The 24,581-nt window shown below is 36.0% G+C and carries 19 protein-coding genes; 9 read left to right on the top strand and 10 right to left on the bottom strand.

Going from position 1 to position 24,581, the window contains the following annotated elements; translation table 11 throughout:
• Window positions 1-440: 440 nt before the first annotated feature.
• From FW781_RS20295 to FW781_RS20270, 6 genes are all read right to left on the bottom strand, one after another.
• On the bottom strand, window positions 441-1,262 hold the full coding sequence (locus FW781_RS20295; protein WP_149389093.1) for a class I SAM-dependent methyltransferase: 822 nt from the start codon (window positions 1,260-1,262) through the stop codon (window positions 441-443).
• A 119-nt stretch (window positions 1,263-1,381) separates the two neighbouring features.
• Window positions 1,382-3,244, bottom strand: a complete 1,863-nt coding sequence (gene mnmG, locus FW781_RS20290; protein WP_149389092.1) for a tRNA uridine-5-carboxymethylaminomethyl(34) synthesis enzyme MnmG — start codon at window positions 3,242-3,244, stop codon at window positions 1,382-1,384.
• Between the two features lie 147 nt (window positions 3,245-3,391).
• Window positions 3,392-3,811 carry an rRNA maturation RNase YbeY gene (gene ybeY / locus FW781_RS20285; RefSeq protein ID WP_149389091.1) on the bottom strand — a complete coding sequence of 140 codons (420 nt, stop codon included), beginning with the start codon at window positions 3,809-3,811 and terminating at the stop codon, window positions 3,392-3,394.
• 5 nt (window positions 3,812-3,816) lie between these two features.
• Window positions 3,817-5,976 (bottom strand): patatin-like phospholipase family protein, encoded by a 2,160-nt coding sequence (locus FW781_RS20280; protein WP_149389090.1) that lies wholly within the window; start codon window positions 5,974-5,976, stop codon window positions 3,817-3,819.
• Between the two features lie 2 nt (window positions 5,977-5,978).
• A complete protein-coding gene (locus tag FW781_RS20275) occupies window positions 5,979-8,426 on the bottom strand; it encodes a bifunctional UDP-N-acetylmuramoyl-tripeptide:D-alanyl-D-alanine ligase/alanine racemase (RefSeq protein WP_149389089.1) in 2,448 nt (815 codons plus the stop codon).
• Between the two features lie 164 nt (window positions 8,427-8,590).
• A complete protein-coding gene (locus tag FW781_RS20270) occupies window positions 8,591-9,178 on the bottom strand; it encodes a thymidine kinase (protein WP_149389088.1) in 588 nt (195 codons plus the stop codon).
• A gap of 61 nt (window positions 9,179-9,239) precedes the next feature.
• Between FW781_RS20270 and FW781_RS20265 the strand changes: the two genes are divergently transcribed.
• The 5 genes from FW781_RS20265 (at window position 9,240) to FW781_RS20245 (ending at window position 15,151) form a co-directional block, all read left to right on the top strand.
• A complete protein-coding gene (locus FW781_RS20265; RefSeq protein ID WP_149389087.1) occupies window positions 9,240-10,718 on the top strand; it encodes a hypothetical protein in 1,479 nt (492 codons plus the stop codon).
• Window positions 10,719-10,720: 2 nt separating this feature from the next.
• Window positions 10,721-11,395: a 16S rRNA (cytidine(1402)-2'-O)-methyltransferase gene (gene rsmI / locus FW781_RS20260; RefSeq protein ID WP_149389086.1), complete on the top strand. Its 675-nt coding sequence runs from the start codon at window positions 10,721-10,723 to the stop codon at window positions 11,393-11,395.
• A 6-nt stretch (window positions 11,396-11,401) separates the two neighbouring features.
• On the top strand, window positions 11,402-12,913 hold the full coding sequence (locus FW781_RS20255; RefSeq protein ID WP_149389085.1) for a WG repeat-containing protein: 1,512 nt from the start codon (window positions 11,402-11,404) through the stop codon (window positions 12,911-12,913).
• 171 nt (window positions 12,914-13,084) lie between these two features.
• Window positions 13,085-13,828: a 3-oxoacyl-[acyl-carrier-protein] reductase gene (gene fabG / locus FW781_RS20250; protein WP_149389084.1), complete on the top strand. Its 744-nt coding sequence runs from the start codon at window positions 13,085-13,087 to the stop codon at window positions 13,826-13,828.
• 3 nt (window positions 13,829-13,831) lie between these two features.
• A complete protein-coding gene (locus FW781_RS20245) occupies window positions 13,832-15,151 on the top strand; it encodes a DUF6056 family protein (protein ID WP_149389083.1) in 1,320 nt (439 codons plus the stop codon).
• Window positions 15,152-15,196: 45 nt separating this feature from the next.
• On the opposite strand, the gene FW781_RS20240 is transcribed toward FW781_RS20245, so the two are convergent.
• The 3 genes from FW781_RS20240 to FW781_RS20230 all read right to left on the bottom strand — a co-directional run bounded on the left by FW781_RS20240 (window position 15,197) and on the right by FW781_RS20230 (window position 17,801).
• Window positions 15,197-16,237 carry a GMP reductase gene (locus tag FW781_RS20240; RefSeq protein ID WP_149389082.1) on the bottom strand — a complete coding sequence of 347 codons (1,041 nt, stop codon included), beginning with the start codon at window positions 16,235-16,237 and terminating at the stop codon, window positions 15,197-15,199.
• A gap of 201 nt (window positions 16,238-16,438) precedes the next feature.
• A complete protein-coding gene (gene surE, locus FW781_RS20235) occupies window positions 16,439-17,227 on the bottom strand; it encodes a 5'/3'-nucleotidase SurE (RefSeq protein ID WP_149389081.1) in 789 nt (262 codons plus the stop codon).
• A gap of 403 nt (window positions 17,228-17,630) precedes the next feature.
• Complete coding sequence (locus FW781_RS20230; RefSeq protein WP_149389080.1) at window positions 17,631-17,801, bottom strand: lmo0937 family membrane protein; 171 nt, start codon at window positions 17,799-17,801, stop codon at window positions 17,631-17,633.
• A 344-nt stretch (window positions 17,802-18,145) separates the two neighbouring features.
• On the opposite strand from FW781_RS20230, the gene FW781_RS20225 reads away from it, so the two are divergent.
• Window positions 18,146-20,275: a carboxy terminal-processing peptidase gene (locus tag FW781_RS20225; protein WP_149389079.1), complete on the top strand. Its 2,130-nt coding sequence runs from the start codon at window positions 18,146-18,148 to the stop codon at window positions 20,273-20,275.
• A gap of 52 nt (window positions 20,276-20,327) precedes the next feature.
• On the opposite strand, the gene FW781_RS20220 is transcribed toward FW781_RS20225, so the two are convergent.
• Entirely contained in the window at window positions 20,328-20,831 is a 504-nt protein-coding gene (locus tag FW781_RS20220) for a superoxide dismutase family protein (protein WP_149389078.1), read from the bottom strand.
• A gap of 242 nt (window positions 20,832-21,073) precedes the next feature.
• On the opposite strand from FW781_RS20220, the gene FW781_RS20215 reads away from it, so the two are divergent.
• The 3 genes from FW781_RS20215 to FW781_RS20205 all read left to right on the top strand — a co-directional run bounded on the left by FW781_RS20215 (window position 21,074) and on the right by FW781_RS20205 (window position 24,372).
• Window positions 21,074-21,715, top strand: coding sequence for a 4'-phosphopantetheinyl transferase family protein (locus FW781_RS20215; protein WP_149389077.1), 642 nt, complete (start codon window positions 21,074-21,076; stop codon window positions 21,713-21,715).
• 168 nt (window positions 21,716-21,883) lie between these two features.
• Window positions 21,884-22,450, top strand: a complete 567-nt coding sequence (locus FW781_RS20210) for a hypothetical protein (protein WP_149389076.1) — start codon at window positions 21,884-21,886, stop codon at window positions 22,448-22,450.
• A gap of 146 nt (window positions 22,451-22,596) precedes the next feature.
• Window positions 22,597-24,372, top strand: a complete 1,776-nt coding sequence (locus FW781_RS20205; RefSeq protein WP_149389075.1) for a hypothetical protein — start codon at window positions 22,597-22,599, stop codon at window positions 24,370-24,372.
• The last annotated feature ends 209 nt before the right edge of the window (window positions 24,373-24,581 follow it).

Here is a 24,581-nt window from a genome sequence, read left to right as displayed (position 1 = left end):
ATTTGAAAAATAAAATAGAGTAGGGGAGTTTTATGTCTGGATTTTAATTTCCTTTTTTTGATTGAATGTAAAATTTTTCCGAGTATTTATATCTTGGTTGATTTTGAGCCGGAATTTGCACCTTTTTTGTTGGAATTTAATTTCTAACATCTGTTTTTCTTTTTTTTGGATCAATTTTGTTCAGAAATTAGATAAATGATCAAAGTAATACTGTAACTGAATGAAATAATAAGAATTCTTGATTTTTCTTTTTTAAATTGAAATGGAGTAGGGGAGTTTTATTAAAATATAGAATATTAAATTTTAAAGTTTTATTTCAATTAAGGCTTATTTATAAAATATCAAAAAAGAAAACTCAGGAGAAAAAATCCTGAGTTTTTATTTTTTTAAGCTTGAAATGCTGAAAATCGACCTTCATAAATGGGTCAAAAATCCACTTTCTATCTTTTTTCGATAATATATATCAAACTTGAAAATTCGTTTGAAAATAACGCTTTTACGTTTGAAATTGTTCCGTAGACTACTGCTTTTACCCAAAATAGGGGTGATTTTTTGTATTTTTCGCTCAACATTGAGATGTAATAGGAGTCTAGCACTAAAGGTTTTATTTTTCTCATTTTCCAGTCTGCTTTTTTTGAAATCAGATTTTCCATTCCAACTTTTGAGAAATGATAAATGTGTCTGGGTACATCATAAGCTGCCCAATATTCTTTATAATGTTTTGCATCATATGAAGTAGGGTTAGGAACAGCGATAATAAGAATTCCTTTTTCTTTTAATTTCCCGTGAAAAGCATTAAGCATTTCATCCTGGTTCTCGATATGTTCAAATACATGCCATAGTGTAATAGCATCTAAGCTGTTTTCTTCAATTGTATTGATGTTATCCAATACAGAAGCTTTCGTTATTTTTCCTTGTGCTGCTTTTCTTGCATCTGCGTCTGGTTCAAAACCGAAAGTTTCAAAATCATTTTCTATAAATTTAACAAATTCTCCGGCACCACATCCATAATCTAAAACTCTTGATCCTTTCTTTATTCTGTCTATTAATACATTTTTTTTGTATTGAAGATTAAAAGACTGAAGGAATTTATAAAGCTTTTCTTTCATACTTCCAGAGTCCTGATGATGAGAAATGTAATCTTCACTTTCATAATATCTGGAAATATTGGATGGGATAGGAGTAGTCTTGAAGACTCCTTTTGTTTCTGTCTCTTTAATTTCAAAAATTTCCTGTGAAAGAAAATGATCTTTTATTTTCATTGAAATCTTTATCTTTTATATAGTAGAAAAAATTAAGATATTCAGAGCCCGGTACAGGTTCATAAATACCTTAATTTTTGTTTTATTTTTTTTAATGTTTCACGTGAAACATATTTTTTTTAACGTCCTAAATAGACTAGTAAAACGTTGATATCGGCTGGGGAAACTCCGCTTATTCTTCCTGCCTGTGCGATAGTCTTAGGACGTACGTTAGACATCTTCTGTTTTGCTTCTGCAGAAAGGCTTGAAAGTTTTGTATAATCAAAATCCTCAGGAATTTTAATGTTTTCCAGACGATTCAGCTTAGCTACATTTTCTTTTTCTTTCTCAATATATCCTTTGTATTTAATATTGATCTCGGCCTGTTCTCTTACTTCATCATTGTATTGGCTTGAAACTTCTTTAATAAAATCAATTTCATCCAGTTTTCCTAATGTCATATGAGGTCTGGTAAGAATTTGTGCCGCTCTGTATGCCTGATCTACGGGGTTACTTTCTATAGATTCAAGGACCGGATTGATGATACCAGGTTTTAAAGAAGTTTCTCGTAAGAATTCTTCAAGTGCTTGACTTTCAGCTACTTTAACTTCCATTCTTTTTAATCTGTCCTCTTTAGCTAATCCTAAGTGATAAGCTTTTTCGGTTAATCTGATGTCTGCATTATCCTGTCTTAAAAGAAGTCTGTATTCGGCACGTGAAGTAAACATTCTGTAAGGTTCTTCAGTTCCTTTGGTGATAAGGTCATCTATTAAGACTCCGATATACGCTTCGTCTCTGTTTAGAATAAAATCACCTTTTTCATGAACTTTATTGTGGGCATTGATACCGGCAATTAATCCTTGGCCGGCTGCTTCTTCATATCCTGTTGTTCCGTTGATCTGTCCTGCAAAATATAAATTATCAATTAATTTTGTTTCCAGGGTATGTTTTAATTGGGTAGGAGGGAAGTAGTCATATTCAATGGCGTAACCAGGACGGAATACTTTTACGTTTTCAAATCCAGGAATTTGTTTCATTGCTTTGATCTGTACATCTTCAGGAAGAGAAGAACTGAATCCGTTTACATAGATCTCTACAGTTTTCCATCCTTCCGGTTCTACGAAAAGCTGATGTCTGTTTCTCTCTGCAAAACGGTTGATCTTATCTTCAATACTTGGGCAGTATCTTGGGCCTAAACTTTGAATGGTACCATTGAACATTGGGCTTCTGTCAAAGCCTTCTCTCAAAATATCGTGTACCGTTTCGTTTGTATATACGATATGGCAGCTTAATTGTTTTGTCAATTTCGGAGTATCAAGATAGCTGAACTTTTGAGGATTTTCATCTCCTTTTTGTTCCTCCATTTTTGAATAATCCAAACTTCTTCCATCTACTCTTGGTGGAGTACCGGTTTTCATTCGCCCTGCTTCAAATCCTAAAGTCACTAATTGTTCGGTAATTCCAAATGCTCTTGGCTCACCCATTCTTCCTCCGCCTAATTGTTTATCTCCAACGTGGATTAGACCATTAAGAAAAGTTCCGTTAGTAAGCACTACAGATTTTGCTTTAATCTCAATTCCTAAAGAAGTAACTACTCCGGTTACTTTATTATTTTCAACAATCAGTTGTTTCACCATATCCTGAAAGAAATCAAGATTGGGTGTATTTTCTAATGCTAAGCGCCATTCTTCAGCAAAAAGCATTCTGTCATTTTGGGTTCTCGGAGACCACATCGCAGGACCTTTTGAAAGATTCAGCATTTTGAATTGTATTGCAGATTTATCTGCTACAATTCCGGAATATCCTCCCATTGCATCAATCTCTCTTACGATCTGTCCTTTTGCGATTCCGCCCATTGCCGGGTTGCAACTCATCTGTCCGATGGTCTGCATATTCATTGTAACAAGTAGGGTTTTTGAACCGAGGTTAGCTGCTGCTGCTGCTGCTTCACAACCTGCGTGTCCGGCACCTACTACTATTACATCATATATTTCTGAAATCATTTTTATCTCGCTTGTTTTAAGCTTTAAACCTTATCTTTATAACCAATGTTTCACGTGAAACATTTTTGAAGAATGTACTCTAGGTAAAATTATATTATTACTAGAATTGAGTACTTTAGGTATGGGACTTTAAGTGATTGTTCAATTTTAAAACTTTAAATCCCCGTATTTGGCCAAGTACAAATCTTCCATTCTCCGCATCTCTTTTTCTTCCTCTTCCGTCTTGTCTTTATAGCCTATAAGGTGTAAAATACCATGGGCTAAAACTCTTCTTAATTCTTCTTCATAATCTCGGGAAAGGGTAGAGGCGTTATCAGAAATGCGCTGCAAAGATACGAAAATCTCAGCGCTTATTGTCTTACCTTTTACATAATCAAAAGTGATGATATCTGTATAATAATCATGCTGTAAATAATCCTGATTAATCTTAAGAAGATATTCGTCATCACAGAAAATGTAATTGATTTCTCCCAGCTTTTTTCCTTCTGAAAGAATAAGATCTTCCAGCCATTTTTTGTAATCTGTACTTACCGACTCTGGTAAGTTTTCGTAAAAGAACTGTATCATTTTTTTTAAAACCAGTGTCCTAAAATAACACTGAATATACCTTTTTGGTTGTTTTTTAGTGAATGGCTGAAGTTGACTTTTATCTGCCCAAAAGGAGATTTGTAACCTGCCGTAATTCCCAGGGAACTATAATTTACTTTAACTGCATCTTCAAACTTGATGTCGTTTGATAAGTTAGCAAAGCTGAAATTTCCACTGATAAAATAGTTTTTGTTAAATTTAAACTGGATATCGTTTGAAGCCAGTATCACATTATTAGTATAAAGCTGGGCGAAATAAAACCCTCCAAAACTTTTAAAATTCATTAGATTTTGCTCAAAAATTCCTCCTAATCTGTATTGATAATAGGCAGGAAGATTTTCACCAATGGTAACCCCTCCAAACACATTAAGACGGTAAGTGAATTGTTTGCCAAGAGGAATATTGATTTTAAGATCTGCTTTGATCTGAATTATCCTTTTGTCAACTTCAGATTTTAAAAGATCTACTACCTTTCCTTCTGCTGCGAAATAAATTCCTTTGGTAGGGAACTCCTTATCATCCTGTGTATCGGTTTTTATGAAGATGTAAGGGTTCAGAAAGCGGCTGTAACGTCTGTTATCTCCATTGCTGTTTTCTGCTTTGAAATAATCATGGCTGATACCGCCTCCGATAGCAAATTTATCCTTCCATATAGACTGTATATAGGCTTCATTTCTCAGCCATTCCCATCGGTCTACAACATAATTGTCTACATTTTTGATGTCGAAACTCATCCCGGATGAGTAAATACCGAATCCAGGAATATATCCGTTATCTATAAAATAGTTCAGATAATATCTCACGCGGTCTCCGACAACAACATCCAGTGAAAGATTTGAATTTTTAAATAAAAGCCTCTTTGCTGAATAATTCAAAAGAAGCCCTGTTTTGAAAACTTCATCATAGTGCAAACCAAATTTTAAAAAGTGGCGGGTGTCATCTTCAGTGACATAAAGCTTAAGGTAATTGGCATCATTTTCCTGAACGATATCATAATTGATAAAACGATAGTTGTTTGTTGCCACCAATTTATCCACCATTTTATTAATGCTTCCATAAGTCTGTAAAGAGGGTAGGCGGAGTCCCATTTTCCCCAGTGTGTAATTTTTACCATATATTTTACTTCCTTCGATGGAAATGCTGTCTATTTTGTATACGTTGGAATATATTGGGTTTATACGCTGTCTGAGGCGGTCAAAAGGACGCTTTGGAAGCTGGTCCAATACCTGTGAATATTTGAGCCCTTCTACATATCCGCTGTCCAGAATCTTTTTCTTATCGTCATAGCTTGTTGCAGACATTCCTTTCAGGTTGGGTTTGATATTGATGTCTGTATATTTATACTGTTTTCTTGTATCTTTTTTTATCCCGAAATCAATGACCTGGTTCAGGATAGATATAATATTGTTTAAATCCTCTCTTTTTGAAAGATCCTGGTTAAGGTCCACTCCGATGACAATATCGATTCCTCGGTCCTTTAAAGGCTTTGAAGGGTAATTTACTGTCATTGCTCCGTCAATATAAATGCTGTCACCAATTTTTACAGGATCCATTAAAGAAGGGAATGCAGAACTTGCCATAATAGATTGTACGAGATCTCCTTTTTCAAATATCTGCATATTGCCGCTTTCAAGATTGGTTGCAACACACATGAAGGGAATTGGCATTTTGGAAAAGTCCTCAATATTGGAAACGTTTTTAAAAAGTTCTTTCAGAAGATAAACATTTCTCTGGCCGGTACTGATAGAAGAGGGAAGTGTAATTTTTCCGTTTTTCAGGGGAATGGATAAAAGATATTTGTCTACGGATTTGTTGAAAAAAGTGGTTTCCTGTCTCGATTTAGGATCCATAATTAAAGAATAGAAATCCGTATCCATGACAATTTTTTCTATTTCTTTTCCGGAGTAGCCGGCAGCATACAAACCACCTACAATGGCTCCCATACTTGTTCCGGAAACATAGTCTACCTTCACTCCCAATGAATCTAATACTTTAAGAACTCCTACATGTGAAAACCCTTTGGCTCCGCCGCCGGCCAGCGACAGTCCTATCTTTGGGTTTTTAGGAATCACCAAATCTTTTTTTACCTGAGAATGGATCAATAGCAGTTGGAATATGGAAAGCAGAATCAGGAGTTTTCTCATAGTTAATCTTTTATATAAATCCGTTTCACCCGGGGGGAAATGGAGGTTAATACTTCATAAGTTATCGTTTTGCAGTAGCCTGCAAATTCTTTTAAACTTGGTTTGGCGTTAAAAACAGTTACGGTATCACCTTCTTTTACATTCGGGATATTATCTACATTTATCATCATCATATCCATACAGATATTTCCGATGATGGGTGCTAATGTTTTGTTTACTCCAACATTTCCTACCTGATTTCCAATCAATCTTGGGATTCCGTCTGCATATCCTACAGGTATAGTCGCTATTCTCGTAGGATGGTCAGCTTTATATTTTCTGCTGTAGCCTACAGATTCACCGTTTTCAACCATTGATATCTGTGAAATTACGGTTTTAAAACTTACAACAGACTGCAGTTGCTTCTGAATTTCATTGTCCGGTGATTCCCCAAGCATTCCGATACCAATTCTTACCATATCAAACTGATGATTGGTATAGCTTGTTATTCCGGATGAATTCAGAATATGGCGAAGAGGAGAGTATTCCAATTTTTCTATCAGGTAGCTGGAATTCTTTTCGAAAACTTCCAGCTGTTTCAAAGTAAATTCTTTTTCTTCTGGCATATCAGAAGACGATAAGTGGCTGAACATACTTTGAACTTTCAGATTTTTTTGGCTTAAAGTTTCACTTAACTGATCCAGTTCAAAATCTTTAAAACCAAGGCGGTGCATTCCGGTCTCCAGTTTGATATGAATTGGATACTTCTTGTCATAACCTGATTTCTGAACGGCTTCATAGAATAAGTCCAGCACTCTGAAACTATAAATTTCAGGTTCCAGGTTGTACTCTATGATAGTCTGATAGCTGTGCTGCTCAGGATTCATTACAATGATAGGAGTGGTAATTCCTTTCTTACGAAGTTCAACCCCTTCATCAACATAGGCTACACCCAGATAATCTATATGATGATGCTGAAGAAATTCTGATACTTCATAACTTCCCAGCCCGTAAGCATTGGCTTTTACCATTGCCATCATTTTAGTTCCCGGTTTCAGCAAAGATTTATGATAGTTGATATTATGGAGAATCGCATTAAGATTTACTTCCAGTACTGTATCATGCTTTCTGAGTTCAAGAATATCTTTAAGCCTTTCGATTTCAAACTTTCTGGCTCCTTTTAACAGGATAATCTGATTTTCTATTTCAGTAAGGTGCTTACTTTCAATTAATTCTTTTGTATCAATGAAAGTATATGTTTTAGCTTTAAATAATTCACTAAAGTTTGATATTTCATCGCCGATTAAGAAAACAGAATCAAAATGCTGCTCATTGACCAGCTCCGAAACTTCTTCATATAATTCTTTTGCATTGGTGCTTACCCCCACGATATCAGTTAAGACCAGCGATTTTTCAGATTTGTTGTATTCATTCAAAAACTGCAGGGCAGTCTTCAATGAATCGAGATCAAGATTAAAAGAATCATTGATGACAATATTGCCTTTAATTCCTTCGATCGCTTCAAGCCTCATTTCAACGGCCTTTAAAAGGTTGATTTTTTCAACGATCTTTTTATTTTCGATATTCAGTTCCTTTAGGACTGTGATAAGCGCCATAGCATTGGTTAATGTAGCTTCGTCTCTCTGATGGGCCGGAAAACTGATTTCTTCACCAAAATAATCAACAATAATGTTGTCATCTTTGGAAATATTGCTTTTGATGAAAACCTGGTTCTCTTTTTTAAAACCGTAAGAAATTAATTTTTTATCAGAATAGGATTTTTTAATTTTTTGTTCAACCAAAGAATTGTCACCATTATAAATGATCACTTCTGAATTTTTGAAAAGACTGATCTTTTCATCAATGAGTTGCTCTTCGGAAGAAAAATTAGCGGCATGAGCTGTTCCGATATGAGTGAGCAGCCCGATCTGAGGATGAAACATATTTTCAAGTTTTTCCATCTCGTGCGGTTTTGAAATTCCGACTTCAAAGATTCCCAGCTTATAGGAACTGTTAATCTGAAGAAGAGACAGCGGAAGACCAATCTGAGAATTAAAACTTTTAGGACTTTTTACAGTGGGTAATTCATTCCATAGACATTGATATAACCATTCTTTTAAAATAGTCTTACCATTACTTCCCGTAATTCCGATAGATTGTAAATGAGAATTTTCAAAATGATACTTCGCCAATTTTTGAAGAAACTCTACAGAATTTTCAACTATAATCCAGGTGATATTCTCAAACTCAGGATAATGATGTTCAGAGATAATGACATTGATTCCCCTGTCTATTGCAGACTCTATAAATTTTTCGCCGGAATTTTTATGGGTATTGATCGCAATAAAGGCTGTATTCTTGGTAGAATAAATAATCCTGCTGTCATACGCTATATTTTTGATCATTAAATTTCCGTCTCCAATGATTTGTGTATTGGTGATCTCTGCAATGTGTTGTACTGTATAGTTCATTGGTGCCCTTTCTGCTTTATTTTTTTGAACGAAACGGAAGAAATAAAATTCAAAAAGTAAGAAACCAGTTATTTAAGCTGATTCTTTTTCCGGATCTTACCTATCCTTTTTCCGCTTTTTATTTTTTATTGAGTGAATCTATTTTTACGGGTGTATTCAATCCCCTATTTTCTTTTTAAAAGTACTTCGTCAATAAATACACGGCGGCTTACTGCTTCATAGCTTTCAGTTTCTCCCAATTCTACCAGATTATCTCCCTGGGAAGTTCTCATAGAATAGTTGGCAAGATTACCTGTTCTTTTACAAATAGCATGCACTTTTGTGACGTACTCAGCAGTGGCCATCAAATTGGGCATCGGTCCGAATGGTCGGCCCAAAAAGTCCATATCCAATCCTGCAATGACCACTCTGATCCCGCTATTGGCAAGCTGGTTGGCAATATCAACAATACTTTCATCAAAAAACTGAGCTTCATCAATGGCTACTACATCACAATTGGAAGCCAGCAGAAGAATTTCATTAGGATTTTCTACTGCTGTACTGCGGATTTTATTCTGATTATGAGATACCACATCCTCTTCAGAATACCGTATATCCATTTTGGGTTTAAAAATTTCCACATTCTGACCTGCCATTTCTGCTCTTCGCAATCTGCGGATCAGTTCCTCGGTTTTACCCGAAAACATAGAGCCACAAATCACTTCCATCCAACCACTTTGTTTGGAATGATTAATTGTATTTTCTAAAAACATTTGTTAAATTAGCCGTATATTTTTAACATCAAAAGTAAGCAATTTTAATAAGAATCTTATTATGCAGAATATCCAAGATTTAAAGGAAAAGATTTTTTTTGAATCCATGAATATCATTGATAATCTGGACAAAATAAACAACGTAGACGAATTACTTTCCAAGCAAGATCTTGTAGATGAGCTTGCTAACAGGATTTCTTTTTTGAAACTGCTGGAAAAGAATATTGAATATTTTGTTACAGACCATCCGGCACAGTATCCGGACAATCAGCATATCTCTTTTGCATCCGGAGAAACGGAACATTATGATAAAGGAAATGAAGTAACAGAAGAGGAAGCTATTTTCAATAATGAACTGAACGAAATTGATGAGAATGAAATTTTCTCAACAGGTTCTGAAGAAGAGGAAGCGGTTTTCAACAACCAGCTGAATGAAATTGTTGAAAATGAATTCCATGAAAATATGGTAAGTTTTGTGGAGGAAGGTTACGAAGAAAAAACAGCGGAAATCATTCAGGAGCAGACTTCTGATCGTGAAACTTTGGAAGAAGAAGCCATTTTCAATAATCAGCTGAACGAAATTGATGAAAATGAAATTTCGGAAGAGCAGAGAGCTGTTTTGAGCTTTGTGGATGAAGAAAAAATTCTTGCTGATTCTGCACCGGATTCTGATGAAGATCTCAATGAAGACCTGTTTCATCATGAAGTGACGGAGGAAGAAGCCGTTTTTAACAACCAACTGAATGAAATGGATGAGCAGGATGAAGAAAACAATGAGCAAGAATCAAAAAAAGAAACTGATGTAAATGATACTAAAGCTCCCGTGACAGAAATCATTCCAAGTATTTTTGATACAGAAACTCTGGAAGATGAAATACTGATCGAAGAAAACGAAGAGCAGTTTGTGGCTTCCAATATTTCTATAGAACAAGGGGAAATGGTCACAGAAACTTCCAATGTGGAAAATGTCCTGAGTGAGATAAAAAATGATCATTCAGTAGAAGAAATTAAGGAGGAAAGCATCCTTGCTGAAGTTTATGACAGAAGAAAAATCGTTGAAATCGATAAACCTTCTGCCGAAGAAACAGAAAAACATCCTTCTGATGAAAGTTTTGAAAATTTAGAAGAATATCATCAGGAGAAAAAAATAAAATTATCCAATATCAAAGGATTGAAGGCCGTTCAGTCACTTTTTGATGACGATCCTTTGGAAAGAGAATTTCCTAACGAAAAGGAGCCTGTAGCAGAAAAAGAAGATACCGGAAGTCTTCTGAAGTCTAATATTCCTACCCATTTTATGGAAGCAGACAAGCAGAAACCGGAATTTAAACTGGATCTGAATGACAGAATTGCTTTTTCCAAAATGCTCTTTGAAGGAAGTCAGACAGATCTGAATGATACGGTATTTCAGCTGAACCAGTTCAAAACACTGGAAGAAGCCAAAGAATATTTGAGTGATCTGTATTACGAAAGAAAATGGAATAAAGTGGATGAATATGCGCAGAGACTTTGGATATTGGTGGAAAATAAATTCTTATAATTTTGAGCGGAATCTTATATTTTGTTCCCACACCGGTTGGGAATCTGGAAGACATGACTTTCAGGGCGGTAAATGTCCTTAAAGAAGTTGATTATATTTTATGCGAAGACACCAGAACTTCCGGAATACTTTTAAAACATTTTGAGATCTCAAAGCCTTTAAAATCTTATCATTTACACAATGAACACCAGGCAACGGAGAAAGTAATTGCAGACCTTAAAAACGGTCAGAATATCGCTATTATTACCGATGCGGGAACACCCGGTATTTCGGATCCGGGATATTTGCTTGCAAAAGCAGGAGCAGACAATGCTATTGATATGATCTGTCTTCCAGGAGCAACAGCTCTCATTCCCGCACTTGTCGTTTCAGGGCTTCCCAATAATGAATTTTTATTTGCTGGTTTTCTGCCACAGAAAAAAGGAAGACAAACCAAACTCAAGCAGCTTGCTGAAGAAAAAAAGACCATCGTTCTTTACGAAAGTCCCCATAAAATCAATACGACTCTGGAGCAGATTAAAGAATTCTTTGGAGAAGAAACCCAAGTAAGCCTAAGCCGTGAGATCTCTAAGAAATTTGAGGAAACCAAACGAGGAACAATCAATGAATTAATTGAATTTTCCAAAAGTAAAACACTAAAAGGAGAGATCGTTCTTATTGTCAACAATTCTATTTAATTTTTCTTGAAAAAATTAGTCTTTGTATTATGTTCTGTAGTCTGTACGGCACAGACCAACCAATATATGAAAGTGGTCCTGTCAAAAAAGACAGGAAAGGAGGTGAATTCCTATTCGGAGGGATATGGAACAGTTTACGATTCCGGGTCTAAAAAACAGGGAATTGTAGACTCTTTAGGAACCATTACTTTTGAATCTCCTTACAGAGGAGGAATTTTACACATTTTTAAAAACAGATTTATTCTTTATTCTGAAGACGGGACTCATAGAAAATCGGCTATTATTGACGAAAAAGGGAAGGAATTCATTCCTTTGGATGATCAGGAATTCAATACGCCCTGGTGGAGTAAAGACTGCATTATTTCTTCAAAACAGGATAAAGAAGCCGTCTATGACTATAATGGGAAAGAAATTATTCCTTATGCTGAAAAGATCCGTTTTTCCGGAAAGAACAGATTCTTTGTTTTAAAAGATAAAAAATGGTTTTTGTATGATCTTAACGGAAAGCAGCTCAGCACGCGTGAATTTAAAGAAGATTACAGCTTTGAAGATGGCAAAGCACTGATCATGAATGAAGAAAATGAGAGTGAAATCATTGGAAATAACGGGCAGACCCTGCATAAATTTTCTAAAACGGTAGTAGATATCAATGCGTATCCTTATCTGATTACTAAAAATAAAAGTACCGGAAAATATGGCTTGATAGATGCAGAAGAAAATACAATTGCAGAGGAAATCTTTAATGATATCACGCCGGAATACTTTGGCAGGAAAGAATATATCTATCTGATAAAAAACGGAAAAGCAACAGTCTTCAGTAAAAAAGACAAAAAGCTGTACTCCCAGAATTTTAAATATGTAAATCCACTGTTGAATCATTATTTCAGTGTCTATAATGATAAAGTGAAAAAATCCGGAATTGTTGATCTGGAAGGAAATACCATTCTTCCTCAGGAATACGATTTTATCAAAGCTTTTACTATTTCCGGGAAAGATTTTATCTATCTTAAAAAAGGAAATGAAGAAAAATTTATAGATAAGGATCTTAAAAACATTGTTGGAGAAGGAGTACAGATTTTAGGGTTTTATCCCGATAATCTTATTATTGGAAAGCAGGATCGTTACTATAGATTTTCTGTGAAGGATGGCTCAACGATAGAGTTGAAGAACATCAGTCAGATCAGAAATGAAGACGTTGAGTATTTTAATCCGCTTAATCAGTATTCAAAACCTTTGGTATGTAAAAATACAGACAATTTATATGGCATTCTGGATGGAAAAGGAACAGAAATTGTTCCCTTTATTTACGAAGATATCGTCACATTCGGGAATGCTGAAAACGAAATTGTAGTAAAAAAAGAAGGAAAATTCGGAGTTTCAAACTTTCAGAATGAACCTTTGAAAGAAATTATTTACGATAAATATTTCTGGCAGAAAGAAGTACTGAAGCTGGATAGAAGCAAAAAAACAGACTTTATTTATTTCACAAGATTTAAAAATAATCCTGTTCAGCTTTAATAAAAAGTCAGATAATTATCAAAATAATCCAGTATTTTAACAATTTAAATGGGTTGAATAACAATTTATAATATCTTTGCAAACCGTTTAATTCCGGATAGGAATTGTAGAAATTATAAGAGTCAGCTTTCACAAGCTGAATGAGTTAAAAGAAAATAATTATCAATAGATATGAAAATATTAGAAGGAAAAGTAGCACTAATTACCGGAGCTACAAGAGGAATCGGTAAGGGTATCGCTGAAATGTTTGCTCAGCAAGGAGCAAAAGTAGCATTTACCTACGCTGGCTCTGTAGACAAAGCAAAAGAATTAGAAGCAGCTTTAAGTTCTGTAACCCAAATTAAGGGATATCAGTCTGACGCATCAGATTATGATGCTGCTCAGAAGTTGGTGGAAGAAGTGATGGCAGAGTTCGGGCAGATTGATATTTTGATAAACAATGCAGGGATTACAAAAGATAATCTGTTATTGAGAATGTCCAAAGAAGATTGGGATAAAGTAATCAAAGTAAACTTAGATTCGGTTTTTAACCTTACCAAAGCGGTAATTAAGCCAATGATGAAGGCCAAATCCGGATCTATCATTAATATGACTTCTGTAGTAGGTGTGAAAGGAAATGCCGGACAAGCGAACTATGCTGCTTCTAAAGCAGGTGTAATAGGATTTACAAAATCTGTGGCCCTGGAATTAGGATCAAGAAATATCAGATGTAATGCTATCGCCCCAGGATTCATTGAAACGGAAATGACAGCTGTTCTGGATGAAAAAACAGTTCAGGGATGGAGAGAAGAAATTCCAATGAAAAGAGGAGGACAGCCTGCAGATATCGCGAATGCGTGTGTATTCTTAGGCAGCGAAATGTCAGCTTACATTACCGGACAGACGTTAAATGTTGACGGTGGAATGTTAACTTAGAAAATGAAAAAAGTACAGGATATAGTATTATTCTTGTCGATTTTAATAGGCATCGGTCTGGCATACATCAGTTTTTTTAATGTATATCAGACCGATGATTATTTCTGGTCCTACACAACAAGAAAAGTAGGATTGCTGCAAAGTTTTATAAATACCTATACAACATGGGGCGGAAGGTATTTCGGGTATTCAATTAATATGTTTAATCCTGTCTTTTATGACAACAATAATATCCTCCCGAAAATATATCCGGTCTTTTTAATGCTCTCTTTTATCGGAGTTTCAGCATTAAACTTTAGAGAATATTTCAACTATTCTCTGAAAGAATCCCTCAAAAAAGGATTTCTTCTGTTTTTCTTTTATACAGTGCTTCTTGTCAGCCTACCAGAGCATTACTTTTGGATTACAGGTTCCAATATCTATTTCGTTCCAGTAATTTTATCCGGCATTTTCCTCTTTTTTTTCAAAAAATATGAAGATACAAAGCGGAAAATATGGTTTTATCTCTCGGCTTTATTTACCATAATTCTGATGGGTTCTAATGAAATTGTGGCATTGATTCTTGAAGGTCTCCTGCTTGTATCTTACTATCAGAGACGTAATAAAGAAAACCTGTTTTTGGTTCTGCTGGGTACCGTGTTTTTGCTGATATGCTTTCTGGCACCAGGAAACTTCAACAGAATGGGAGAGGTGGAAAGAGGAATTATAAAATGGCTGAAAAGAATTGCTCTTTTGGGTGCTGATACAGCCTATGTAGGGCTAAAAGTTGTTGCAGTACTTCCATTACTTATGAAAGTTTTTGAAGAAGAACTCAAAAAGATCACTTCGCAGATAACATTGAAAAAAGCCGTTTTATTTTGGTCTGTGTCACTCATTCCTTTATTATTTACGAGCTATATTCTCACCTCCATTGCAAGGCAGTTTGAAAGTATACTTTTTTATTTCCTGCTTACTTTTTCACTGGTTGTATATTATAAATTTGAAAAAATTAAAAAATTCTGGTGGGTTTCTCTTTTCGTTGTTTTTCTTCCTGAACTTAAAATTTTCCCGGAAAAATATGATTATTTTAATATTGATTTTAATGGCGGAAATATAGTTTTGGAACTTCTGACGACAGATTTGAAAGAATATGAAAGAGAAATGAATGAAAGAATAGATCTCATCAAAAACGCATCAAAAGACTCTGTGGTCGTGGATAAGATAAAAGAGGTTCCGAAAATCTTATATATCGATGAAATGGCTTCTGAAAAGGAACGGGAAACCTATGTAAATGATCAGCTCCAAAAATACTTTAACAAGAAATACATCAGAACAAAAGAATAATATAAAGGCTTTAGATAATTCTAAAGCCTTTATTGTGCTGTTATTTTAGTCTTTAAAAACCTGATTTTCCTGTTCCTGAACCCGGATAAAAGTGGTTCTCTTGGAAAGCTCTTTAAGCTTTGAAGCGCCTACATAAGTACAGGTAGACCGTACACCTCCAAGAATATCTTTTACGGTATCTGCTACAGGACCTTTATATGCTGCTTTCACTGTTTTTCCTTCAGAGGCACGATATTCTGCCACTCCTCCGGAATGCTTATCCATTGCTGTTTTAGAACTCATTCCATAGAAAAGGCGGTATTTTTTACCATTTTCCTCTATTATTTCTCCGCCGCTTTCATCATGACCGGCAAACATCCCGCCCAGCATTACGAAATCTGCACCGCCTCCAAAAGCCTTTGCAACATCGCCGGGAACTTTACATCCGCCATCAGCAATGATATGTCCGCCTAAACCGTGGGCCGCGTCAGCACATTCAATAATAGCGGAAAGCTGAGGATAGCCTACTCCTGTCTTCACTCTGGTAGTACAAACAGACCCGGGGCCGATACCCACCTTGATGATGTCTGCGCCTACAAGAAGAAGCTCTTCTACCATTTCTCCTGTAACGACATTTCCTGCAATAATGATTTTATCCGGAAAATTAGCCCTTGCTTTCTTCACAAATCCAACGAAATGCTCAGAATAACCATTGGCTACATCAATGCAGAGAAACTCAATTTTTGGGTGCTTTTCGAGGATCAGTCTTATTTTTTCTTCATCCGCTTTTCCTGTCCCTGTGCTTAAAGCAATATATTGATGAATACTTTCCGGCTGACTCTGCAGAAACTGATCCCATTGCTCGGGAGTGTAATGTTTGTGAATAGCGGTAATAATCTTTTCTTTTGCCAGCTCTACAGCCATTTCAAAAGTTCCTACGGTATCCATATTGGCAGCAATTACCGGAACACCTGTCCATTTTTTCTTTGTATGTTTAAAGGTAAATTCTCTTTGTAAGTCAACTTCAGATCTGGATTTTAAAGTAGAACGCTTAGGGCGGAACATTACATCCTTGAACCCCAGTTTTATGTCATATTCTATACGCATTTTGTAATTATTTGTCAGAATAAAGGTAATGAATAATCTGAAATGGAAGGGTTTTGAAATGATAGTTTTTAACCATTGATGATATAAAAAACGGCATGAAAAATTATTCCATGCCGTTTTTGATTATTTATACAACTTCAGCTTCTGATAATTGTTGATGCGAAGTTTCTTGTGTTATTCAATAAATAAATGATCAAGAGATTATTTCATTTCTTTTACATTTTCAAAAGTCATCACTTCTTCCAGTGTTTTCATGTATTCATAGGCTGTAAGGTCAAACTTTACCGGGACAATGGAAATATATCCGTTTGCCAAAGCGGTCTCATCAGCATCTTCAGAATCATCCATATTGTTAAAATAACCGGTCAGCCAGTAATATTTTTTACCGTGTGGGTTTACTCTTTCATCAAAGCTTTCCTCCCACTTTGCGTGAGCCTGTTTACACACTTTTACCCCTTTTATTTCTTCAGCCGGAAGTTTGGGAATATTCACATTCAGTACAATACCTTTTGGCATTGGGTTTTCTAAGGTTCTTCTTACAATATTCTGAATAAATTCTTTAGCCTGGGTAAAATCTGCTTCCCAGCTGAAATCCAGTAATGAGAATCCGATGGCAGGAATTCCTTCTACACCCGCTTCTACAGCAGCTGACATCGTTCCCGAATAGATCACGTTAATAGATGAGTTTGCTCCGTGATTGATTCCTGAAACTACAATATCAGGTCTTCTTTTCAGAATCTTATCAAGAGCCATTTTTACACAGTCTACAGGAGTTCCGCTGCACGAAAAATCAGTCTGCGGCCCCTCAAGGGTAACTTCTTCGTAGCTTAGCGTAGAATTAATGGTAATAGCGTGGCCTTTTCCACTTTGAGGAGAGTTGGGTGCTACAACAACTACTTCTCCGATTTCATTCATAAAACTGATAAGATTTCTGATACCAGGAGCTGTAATTCCATCATCATTAGTAACCAGAATAAGCGGTCTTTCCATAAATTATCTTTAATATTTTTTATTCAAATAGAGTGAATTTGTTCATTTCAGAATTGAACAAATAGATTTTCAACCCATCAAATGTAGGCAAAAATAAGACGTAATAAAACAGCTGTTTTATGATTAATTGTTACGGATTCAGAATGAAGATTGCTCGATTTTCATCATGAAATGAAGCTGTGAGCAGGGAAAAGAAAATTTTAAAGTTTAAAAAGTAGATTAAGAATGATGTAAAATTGATACACAGATCTAATTTCAGATTCTCAAAATATCAATTTCAGTTTCACGAAATAACCTCAGTACTTCACAGGTGCTTTTTGAGACAGAATCTTATACTGTCCCGTTGAAAAGCACCTGCTAAGCCTGATTGTTGTTCATTGAAGTGGTTGTACAAAATAATAAACTAATCAAGAGGTTTTCTGCCTGTAATGATGTTATAAAGAATAACAACAATGGCAATGACCAGCAGAATGTGAATCAAATACCCCGTGCTGATGCCCGGTACTATTCCTAATATTCCTAAAAGCCAAACAACGATGCAGATAACTGCAATTAACCATAATAAACTTCTCATGACTTTACATTTTAAAGTTATTTGATTAAATATCAGCACATTTTATGCCTTTATGGGTGAAAACTGATTTTTGTGGTATCTGTTTTTAGTTTTCAATAAGAAATAAATGTTGCGGCTATTCTCTGAAAATGAAACGATAAATATTTCATTTTGGAAGCAAACAGCCTGATAATAGGAAATGGCTAACACTGTTATTATTATTTGCAGATCTATTTAATAAAAATGTTCAAAACTATCTGATAATTGCAAATAAGGTATTAAATTTGATCATTTGTAACAGTACCAAACTTACTGCTACTAATTATTATACTTATTTTTAAAAAATTAATAAATAAAGACAGTTTATGTGGAAAAATTTCAAACTGAATAAATTTTTACTCCTTATTCCATTAACCAGTCTAATGTTTTGTTTCAACTCGCCAAAGAATGACGATGAAAAGATGCAGACGATTATGGTGAGCGTAAAAAACACACTTTCTTATCTGCATTATAGCCCCAAGTCTATCAATGATGCCTATTCGAAGGACGTTTATAAGCATTATTTCGAGTTGGTAGATCCCGCGAAAAGATATTTCCTGCAATCTGATATGGATGAATTCAACAAGCATGAGACAAAGCTTGATGATTATATCAATCAGGGAGATCTTACGTTTTACAAGCTTACGATTGACAGACTATACCAGAGAGTGGATGAGATCGATAAAATAACACAGGATATTTTCAGTAAGCCTATCAATCTTCAGGAAGATGAAACGCTTACTCTTGAGCCAAAACTCAAAAAGATACCTGCCAACAAGCAGGAACAGTATAATGAGTGGAAAAAATTCATCAAGTACAATATCCTACAGGAAGTAGAATCGATGAACAGCAAAGAAGAAGCTCAGAAAGAAAAGAAAGACTCTGTTCAGAAGTATAAGCTGAAAGATACCATCAAGTTTAAGCCTCTTACTCAGGATGAAAAGATCAAAAAAGCCACTGATGAAGTAAAAGATCTTGTAAAAGATACCTTTACCCGATTCAAAAAGAGAAAAAAAATGGATTGGTTTACGGTGTATATGAATGCCTATACAGAAGTATTTGACCCGCATACCAACTATTATTCTCCAAAAGATAAGGAAGACTTTGATACGCAGTTTACAGGAAAAGTAATCGGTATCGGAGCATTGATCCAGGAGAAAAAAGGAAACCTTTACTTGGGAGCTCTTACCATTGGTGCACCGGCATGGAAGTCTAAGCAGCTTTCTGAGGGTGATAAAATCCTGAAAGTAAAATCTAAACCGAAGGATGATGCTGTAAATGTAGTAGGAATGCTTTCTGATGAAGCGGTAAGGCTGATCAGAGGAGAGAAAGGAACTCCGGTAACACTGACGGTTCAGAAAAAAGACGGTACCATCAAGGATGTAACAATGATCCGTGAAGAAGTAGCTATTGAAGATACATTCGCAAGAAGTATCGTAGTGAACACTGCAAATGGTAAAAAATACGGTTTCATCAACCTTCCAAGCTTTAATGCTGATTTTGAAAATGCTAAAGGAAGAAATGCTTCTGATGATATTAAGAATGAGATCATTAAACTGAAAGAACAGAATATTCAAGGAATCATTCTTGACCTTAGAAATAATGGAGGAGGATCATTAACTGAAGTAGGAGATATTATGGGGCTTTTCATGGAAGCTGGACCTTACGTTCAGGTGAAAGACGGAAACGGGAAAATACAAACCCTTAAGAATAAAAATGAAACTCCGATTTGGACAGGCCCATTGGTGATTATGCAAAACGAACTTTCAGCTTCAGCTTCAGAGATCCTTGCTGGAGTAATGCAGGATTATGGAAGAGCAATGATTATCGGTTCTCCGCAGTCTTTCGGAAAAGGAACCGTTCAGACCTTTGTAGACCTGAACAGATTCCTGAATACAGAAGATGATTTCGGATCTTTAAAACTGACGATCCAGAAGTTCTACAGAATTACCGGAGAATCTACGCAGAGAAAAGGTATCGTTTCTGATATCCAGATGAAAGACTTCTTTACCTATGCTGAAGTAGGAGAGCGATATGATGACTATGCATTGGCATGGGATAAAATTCCGCCTACGAAATTCCAGAAGCTGAACTATTTCAACATTCAGGCGCTGGAAAAAGCAAGTGCAGACAGAATGGCTAAAAACAGCAATTATCAGTTGTTACTAGAGTCAGCTCAATGGAGAGAACAATTGGACAAAGAAGAAAATATCACTTTGAATATCACTAAGTTCAATGAACTGATGAAGAACAGAAAATCTCAGATTGAAAAGTTCAAAGCTCTGACTAAATTTGAGAACGGACTTCAGTTTATCATGTATCCAAGTGAAGTCGAAAGAGAGAAAAAAGACGAAGCTTTCAAAAAGAAATCTGAAATGTGGATCAAAAATCTGAAAAAAGATCTTTACCTGCAGGAAGCAATGAACATTGTATCAGACATGGGAGCCAAATCCTAAACATAAAAAAACCGCTAATGAAAATTAGCGGTTTTTTTATGGAGTAAAAAGATTACTTAATTTCTACACATCCCACTCTTCCTCCGGCATTTCCGGTAGGCTGAGTATGGAAATCATCTGCGGCAGCATGTACAATAAGGCCTTTGCCGATGATGTTTTTAGACTCATCTGTACAGCCCAGACACCATTTGTCTGTCTTGAAAGTCAGTGTTGCAGTTCCGCTCTCATCAGCAACAAGGTTTCCTATGTCTCCCATATGGAAATGTTCAGCACCCCATTTACCATGATCATTTTTGGAAGGATTCCAGTGACCACCGGTAGAGGTTCCGTCTGCGGCAGAGCAGTCTCCTTTTTCATGAATATGTACTGCATGAATTCCAGGGGTAAGGTTGGTTACATTCAGTTTCATGATCACATCATTTCCCTGCTGGGTAAACTTTGCCGTTCCTCCTGTTTGTGTTCCGCTTTTGGCATTTACAGAATACATTTTTGTTGTTCCGCATGAAGCTGTTAAAAACGCAAATCCTGCCAATAATGCTAATGTTTGTACTTTCATTTTTTAAATGATTTAAAGTGATTTTATCCCTAAAATTATAAAAGATTTTCTAAAGCGCTTTATGATTCCAGTCTTTTTTTCAAAAGATAGGGTGGAGTACAGCAGAGATCCACTATGTTTCGGTCTCAGATTCTGCAACTTTGTAAGAAGATTGTTTGCTTTAAAAAGAGATGAAAAATGCTTATTTTTAACGGTGAAAGTAATGAGTATCTAACATCAAAAGTAAGGAAGAAGTAGAAAAAATGATTATTCTATATACATTTATCAATGAAGAAAAGCACAAATCCGTCCTTGACCGCTATCTGCCCGTTTTTTCTGATGATACTAAAAGAGATATTTTGAGATACAGAAGATGGCAGGACGCTCAGCTTTCTTTGCTGGGGAAGATTTTGCTGCGGGAGGGTTTGAGAACCCATTATGATATTTCTGATGCAGAAATCAGGGTCAGCCCCAACAATAAACCTTATTTAAAAGGGAACCCTGTTCACTTTAATATTTCTCATTCCAAAGATTTGGTTGCCTGTGTCATTGCTGAATTTCCTGTGGGAATTGATGTTGAGTTTTTCGATACTTCTATAAACTACCTTGATTTTGAATTTCAGATGACTACTGAAGAGTTTGAAAAAATTAATGGGGCTGAAGACAGGATCAGCAGTTTTTTTACCTATTGGACAGCAAAAGAAGCTGTTATAAAAGCGCATGGTGATGGAATGATGATTCCTTTAGATTCTTTTGAAGTCTCAAATAAAGAAGGCGTTGTCAATGGAGAAAAATTCTTTATAAAAGATATTTTTATTGATAAAAATTATTGCAGTTGTATCGCCTCGAAGGACATAAACATAAATAATGTGGTACCTTTGATTACATATGTAGAAATTTCATAAGGTTAAAATTTATAATTATATGTGCTTGATTTACAGTATTTTTTTAACCTAACAAAATCATCAATAGGTGATTAATGTTGTTTTTTTTGTGCATTTTTCTTTTGAGAATCCAAAATTTACATATATCTTTACCTGCAGAAAAAAAATTATTTTAACACTAAAAACAAAATGAGAAAAAACGTATTTCTGCTGGTTACCTGCGGTTTCAGTGTGCTTTCTTTTGCGCAAGTGGGTATCAAAAAAGACAATCCCTATGCCAGCGCTGATCTTGAACTGGGATCAAACAACAAAACATTACTTTTAAACAGAGTTCCCAACACCAGTGCTGTCGCAAACCCGGTTAATGGAATGATGATCTATGATCTTTCTGAAGAATGTGTAAAAGCATATCAGGCTGGCAAATGGTCCAAATGCCTTGGTAAAGGGTTAATTGGAAAAAAAGCCCTCAATAGTCCAGTTTCTTTATCTTGTGCTTCAGCTACTATTTCTCCAAGTCCGATTGCCGGCCAGGCTTTTAATGGCAGGCTGACGATTCCCTATACAGGTGGAAACGGAGGAACTTATGAGGCTCAATCTGTTCAGGCCAATGGACTGAGCGCTGCTTTACCCGCTGGAAGATTTGCTATGGGAAACGGAAGTTTACAATACAATATTACAGGAATTCCGGACAGGGCCGGCAATATTACATTTAATGTAACTGTTGCGGGTAACTCTTGCTCTGTTACTTCAAAATAATATAGTAGATACTTTCTGGAGACCAGTTTCAAATTATTGCAACATATTTCTTAAGTAACTTATATACAGGGTTTCTCCGTTTTATTGCAATTTCAACGAAGAATATTATATAGACAGATTTTATTAAACACAAACAAAAATTTAACATGAAAAAAAAGTTATTATTAACTACCTGCCTTAGCATTACCACTTTTTCATTTGCTCAGGTTGGGATTAATCAACCCAATCCTCATTTAAGTGCAGATCTCGAACTGGGATCTACGAATAAGAGTTTATTATTAAACAGAGTTCCCAATACGGGGGCTATTAATAATCCGGTAAACGGAATGCTTATCTATGATGTATCAGAACAGTGTGTAAAGGCCTTTCAGGGAGGCGCCTGGTCACAATGTTTTTGGAAAGAAACTACTTCTTTTGCATTATTATGCTCATCTGCGGCATTTAACCCTGCTTCCGCAACTCAAAATCAGCCTTATTCCGGGACGTTAACAATTCCTTATACAGGAGGTGACGGAAGTGCCTACACAACGCAAGTTTATCAGGCAAATGGATTGACTGCCACATTGGTTCCCGGTAATTTTCAGGTGGGGAATGGTACTTTACAGTTTAATGTAATAGGAACTCCGGTTAGTACAAGTCCTGCAGTATTTAATATTACTGTAAATGGAAGTACCTGTTCTGCAATTTCTCTTCCGGTAAATAATGGAACTCCGGTAATTCCTCCTACAATTACCATCAATGAAGGAATATATTTTATAGGATCAGTGTATGATAATGATTATGCTCCGTATACCGAGCCTACGGGGCCTGCAACAACTACCAGACCGGTAGCCGCAGATGGTGTTCTGGATAAGCTGGCAGATTATCAAGGTTTTATTCCTACGGCAGGGCTGGAAATCTTTATTCCTGTTACCACTACCGGAACCGGTTCTCTTAGTGCATGGAGCTCAACAACAACGGTTCCTGCCAATCTTACGGAAGATGGAATTTCCAGACAGCTTACACTTTCATGGGCAGCGCAGACTTATAATTCTAATACTAAATCAATCAAAGCAAGGCTTACAGCTATAGGGGGAACTTTGAATGCTAAAAAACTGGATATCAATGCCGGAATAGGAAATGATTATCTTGGGGTGTTAATGGCAAGATTCCAGTTCCCGTCCAATAATACCGGAGCTTCAAAAAACTATGACGTTCGTATTCTACCAGGTATTCCTGATAAAATGTTTGGTATTCCTGACGCAGGAGGATCCAATAATACGCATAATTTCCTTTATCTTCCTGTTCAGGCTGAAGATGGATACACATGGTTAAATAACAATCTGGGAGCAGATTATGCCAATACTAACGGCTCAAACTTCAGTATTGCTCAGCAGGCAACCGGTCCTAAAGATTTTAGAGCATATGGATCAATGTTCCAATGGGGAAGAAAACCAGACGGACATGAGTTAATGATCTGGACTGCAAGTAATGCAGGAACACCTGTTAATCCAATTGTTAATCCAGCAGCAACTGATAACCCTACTGATTCCAGATTTATTGGAACAGGCGGAGGTTGGAGAGTCACAGCGGATGGAACATTATGGCAGAATGGATCTACTCCGAATAATCCATGTCCTAGAGGGTTTAAAGTTCCCTCAGCAGCTCAGCTAACTAACTATATTGCAGCAGTTAAACCTCTAGGGTTAGGTGGTGGAATTAATGCTGCAGCTTCCAGTAAACTAGCTTTTCCTGCCGCAGGAAAACGCGATGCTTCGTTTGGAACGATATCATCATCTTATTCAGGCAGCAGTGGCTTCTATTGGGGGAGTGGAGCGTCTGGCCAGTCAGGCGATATTTTCCAGATTTCAGAATTTGGAGAACATGGCGTTTCAAGCTCCGGAACAGCACAGGGAAGCTCAGTTCGTTGTATCAAAGAATAAGTAAAATTTGAAATAAATGATTATTTGATAGCTGCCAACATTGTTGGCGGCTATCAGGTAATACTGAAACTAATACCATTATAAAAATAATCTTTCTCAGTCTGGCCATATTACTGAATTCAATACAATATGTTCTGATTAAAAATAATGATGAATATACATTTAAACTAAGCAAAGTCTAATGTTCTTTTACTAAAATGAGAGAGAAT

The organism is Chryseobacterium panacisoli (assembly GCF_008274625.1).
GTDB lineage: Bacteria > Bacteroidota > Bacteroidia > Flavobacteriales > Weeksellaceae > Chryseobacterium > Chryseobacterium panacisoli.
The sequence above is the reverse complement of the archived record's forward strand: the minus strand, read 5'-3'. Positions and strand labels throughout refer to the sequence as shown.

What these genes read in the sequence shown, in the direction of transcription:
- FW781_RS20295 (WP_149389093.1), bottom strand. Translation starts at nt 1,262, where the DNA reads ATGAAAATAAAAGATCATTTTCTTTCACAGGAAATTTTTGAAATTAAA.
- mnmG (WP_149389092.1), bottom strand. Translation starts at nt 3,244, where the DNA reads ATGATTTCAGAAATATATGATGTAATAGTAGTAGGTGCCGGACACGCA.
- ybeY (WP_149389091.1), bottom strand. Translation starts at nt 3,811, where the DNA reads ATGATACAGTTCTTTTACGAAAACTTACCAGAGTCGGTAAGTACAGAT.
- FW781_RS20280 (WP_149389090.1), bottom strand. Translation starts at nt 5,976, where the DNA reads ATGAGAAAACTCCTGATTCTGCTTTCCATATTCCAACTGCTATTGATC.
- FW781_RS20275 (WP_149389089.1), bottom strand. Translation starts at nt 8,426, where the DNA reads ATGAACTATACAGTACAACACATTGCAGAGATCACCAATACACAAATC.
- FW781_RS20270 (WP_149389088.1), bottom strand. Translation starts at nt 9,178, where the DNA reads ATGTTTTTAGAAAATACAATTAATCATTCCAAACAAAGTGGTTGGATG.
- FW781_RS20265 (WP_149389087.1), top strand. Translation starts at nt 9,240, where the DNA reads ATGCAGAATATCCAAGATTTAAAGGAAAAGATTTTTTTTGAATCCATG.
- fabG (WP_149389084.1), top strand. Translation starts at nt 13,085, where the DNA reads ATGAAAATATTAGAAGGAAAAGTAGCACTAATTACCGGAGCTACAAGA.
- FW781_RS20245 (WP_149389083.1), top strand. Translation starts at nt 13,832, where the DNA reads ATGAAAAAAGTACAGGATATAGTATTATTCTTGTCGATTTTAATAGGC.
- FW781_RS20240 (WP_149389082.1), bottom strand. Translation starts at nt 16,237, where the DNA reads ATGCGTATAGAATATGACATAAAACTGGGGTTCAAGGATGTAATGTTC.
- surE (WP_149389081.1), bottom strand. Translation starts at nt 17,227, where the DNA reads ATGGAAAGACCGCTTATTCTGGTTACTAATGATGATGGAATTACAGCT.
- FW781_RS20230 (WP_149389080.1), bottom strand. Translation starts at nt 17,801, where the DNA reads ATGAGAAGTTTATTATGGTTAATTGCAGTTATCTGCATCGTTGTTTGG.
- FW781_RS20225 (WP_149389079.1), top strand. Translation starts at nt 18,146, where the DNA reads ATGTGGAAAAATTTCAAACTGAATAAATTTTTACTCCTTATTCCATTA.
- FW781_RS20220 (WP_149389078.1), bottom strand. Translation starts at nt 20,831, where the DNA reads ATGAAAGTACAAACATTAGCATTATTGGCAGGATTTGCGTTTTTAACA.
- FW781_RS20215 (WP_149389077.1), top strand. Translation starts at nt 21,074, where the DNA reads ATGATTATTCTATATACATTTATCAATGAAGAAAAGCACAAATCCGTC.
- FW781_RS20210 (WP_149389076.1), top strand. Translation starts at nt 21,884, where the DNA reads ATGAGAAAAAACGTATTTCTGCTGGTTACCTGCGGTTTCAGTGTGCTT.
- FW781_RS20205 (WP_149389075.1), top strand. Translation starts at nt 22,597, where the DNA reads ATGAAAAAAAAGTTATTATTAACTACCTGCCTTAGCATTACCACTTTT.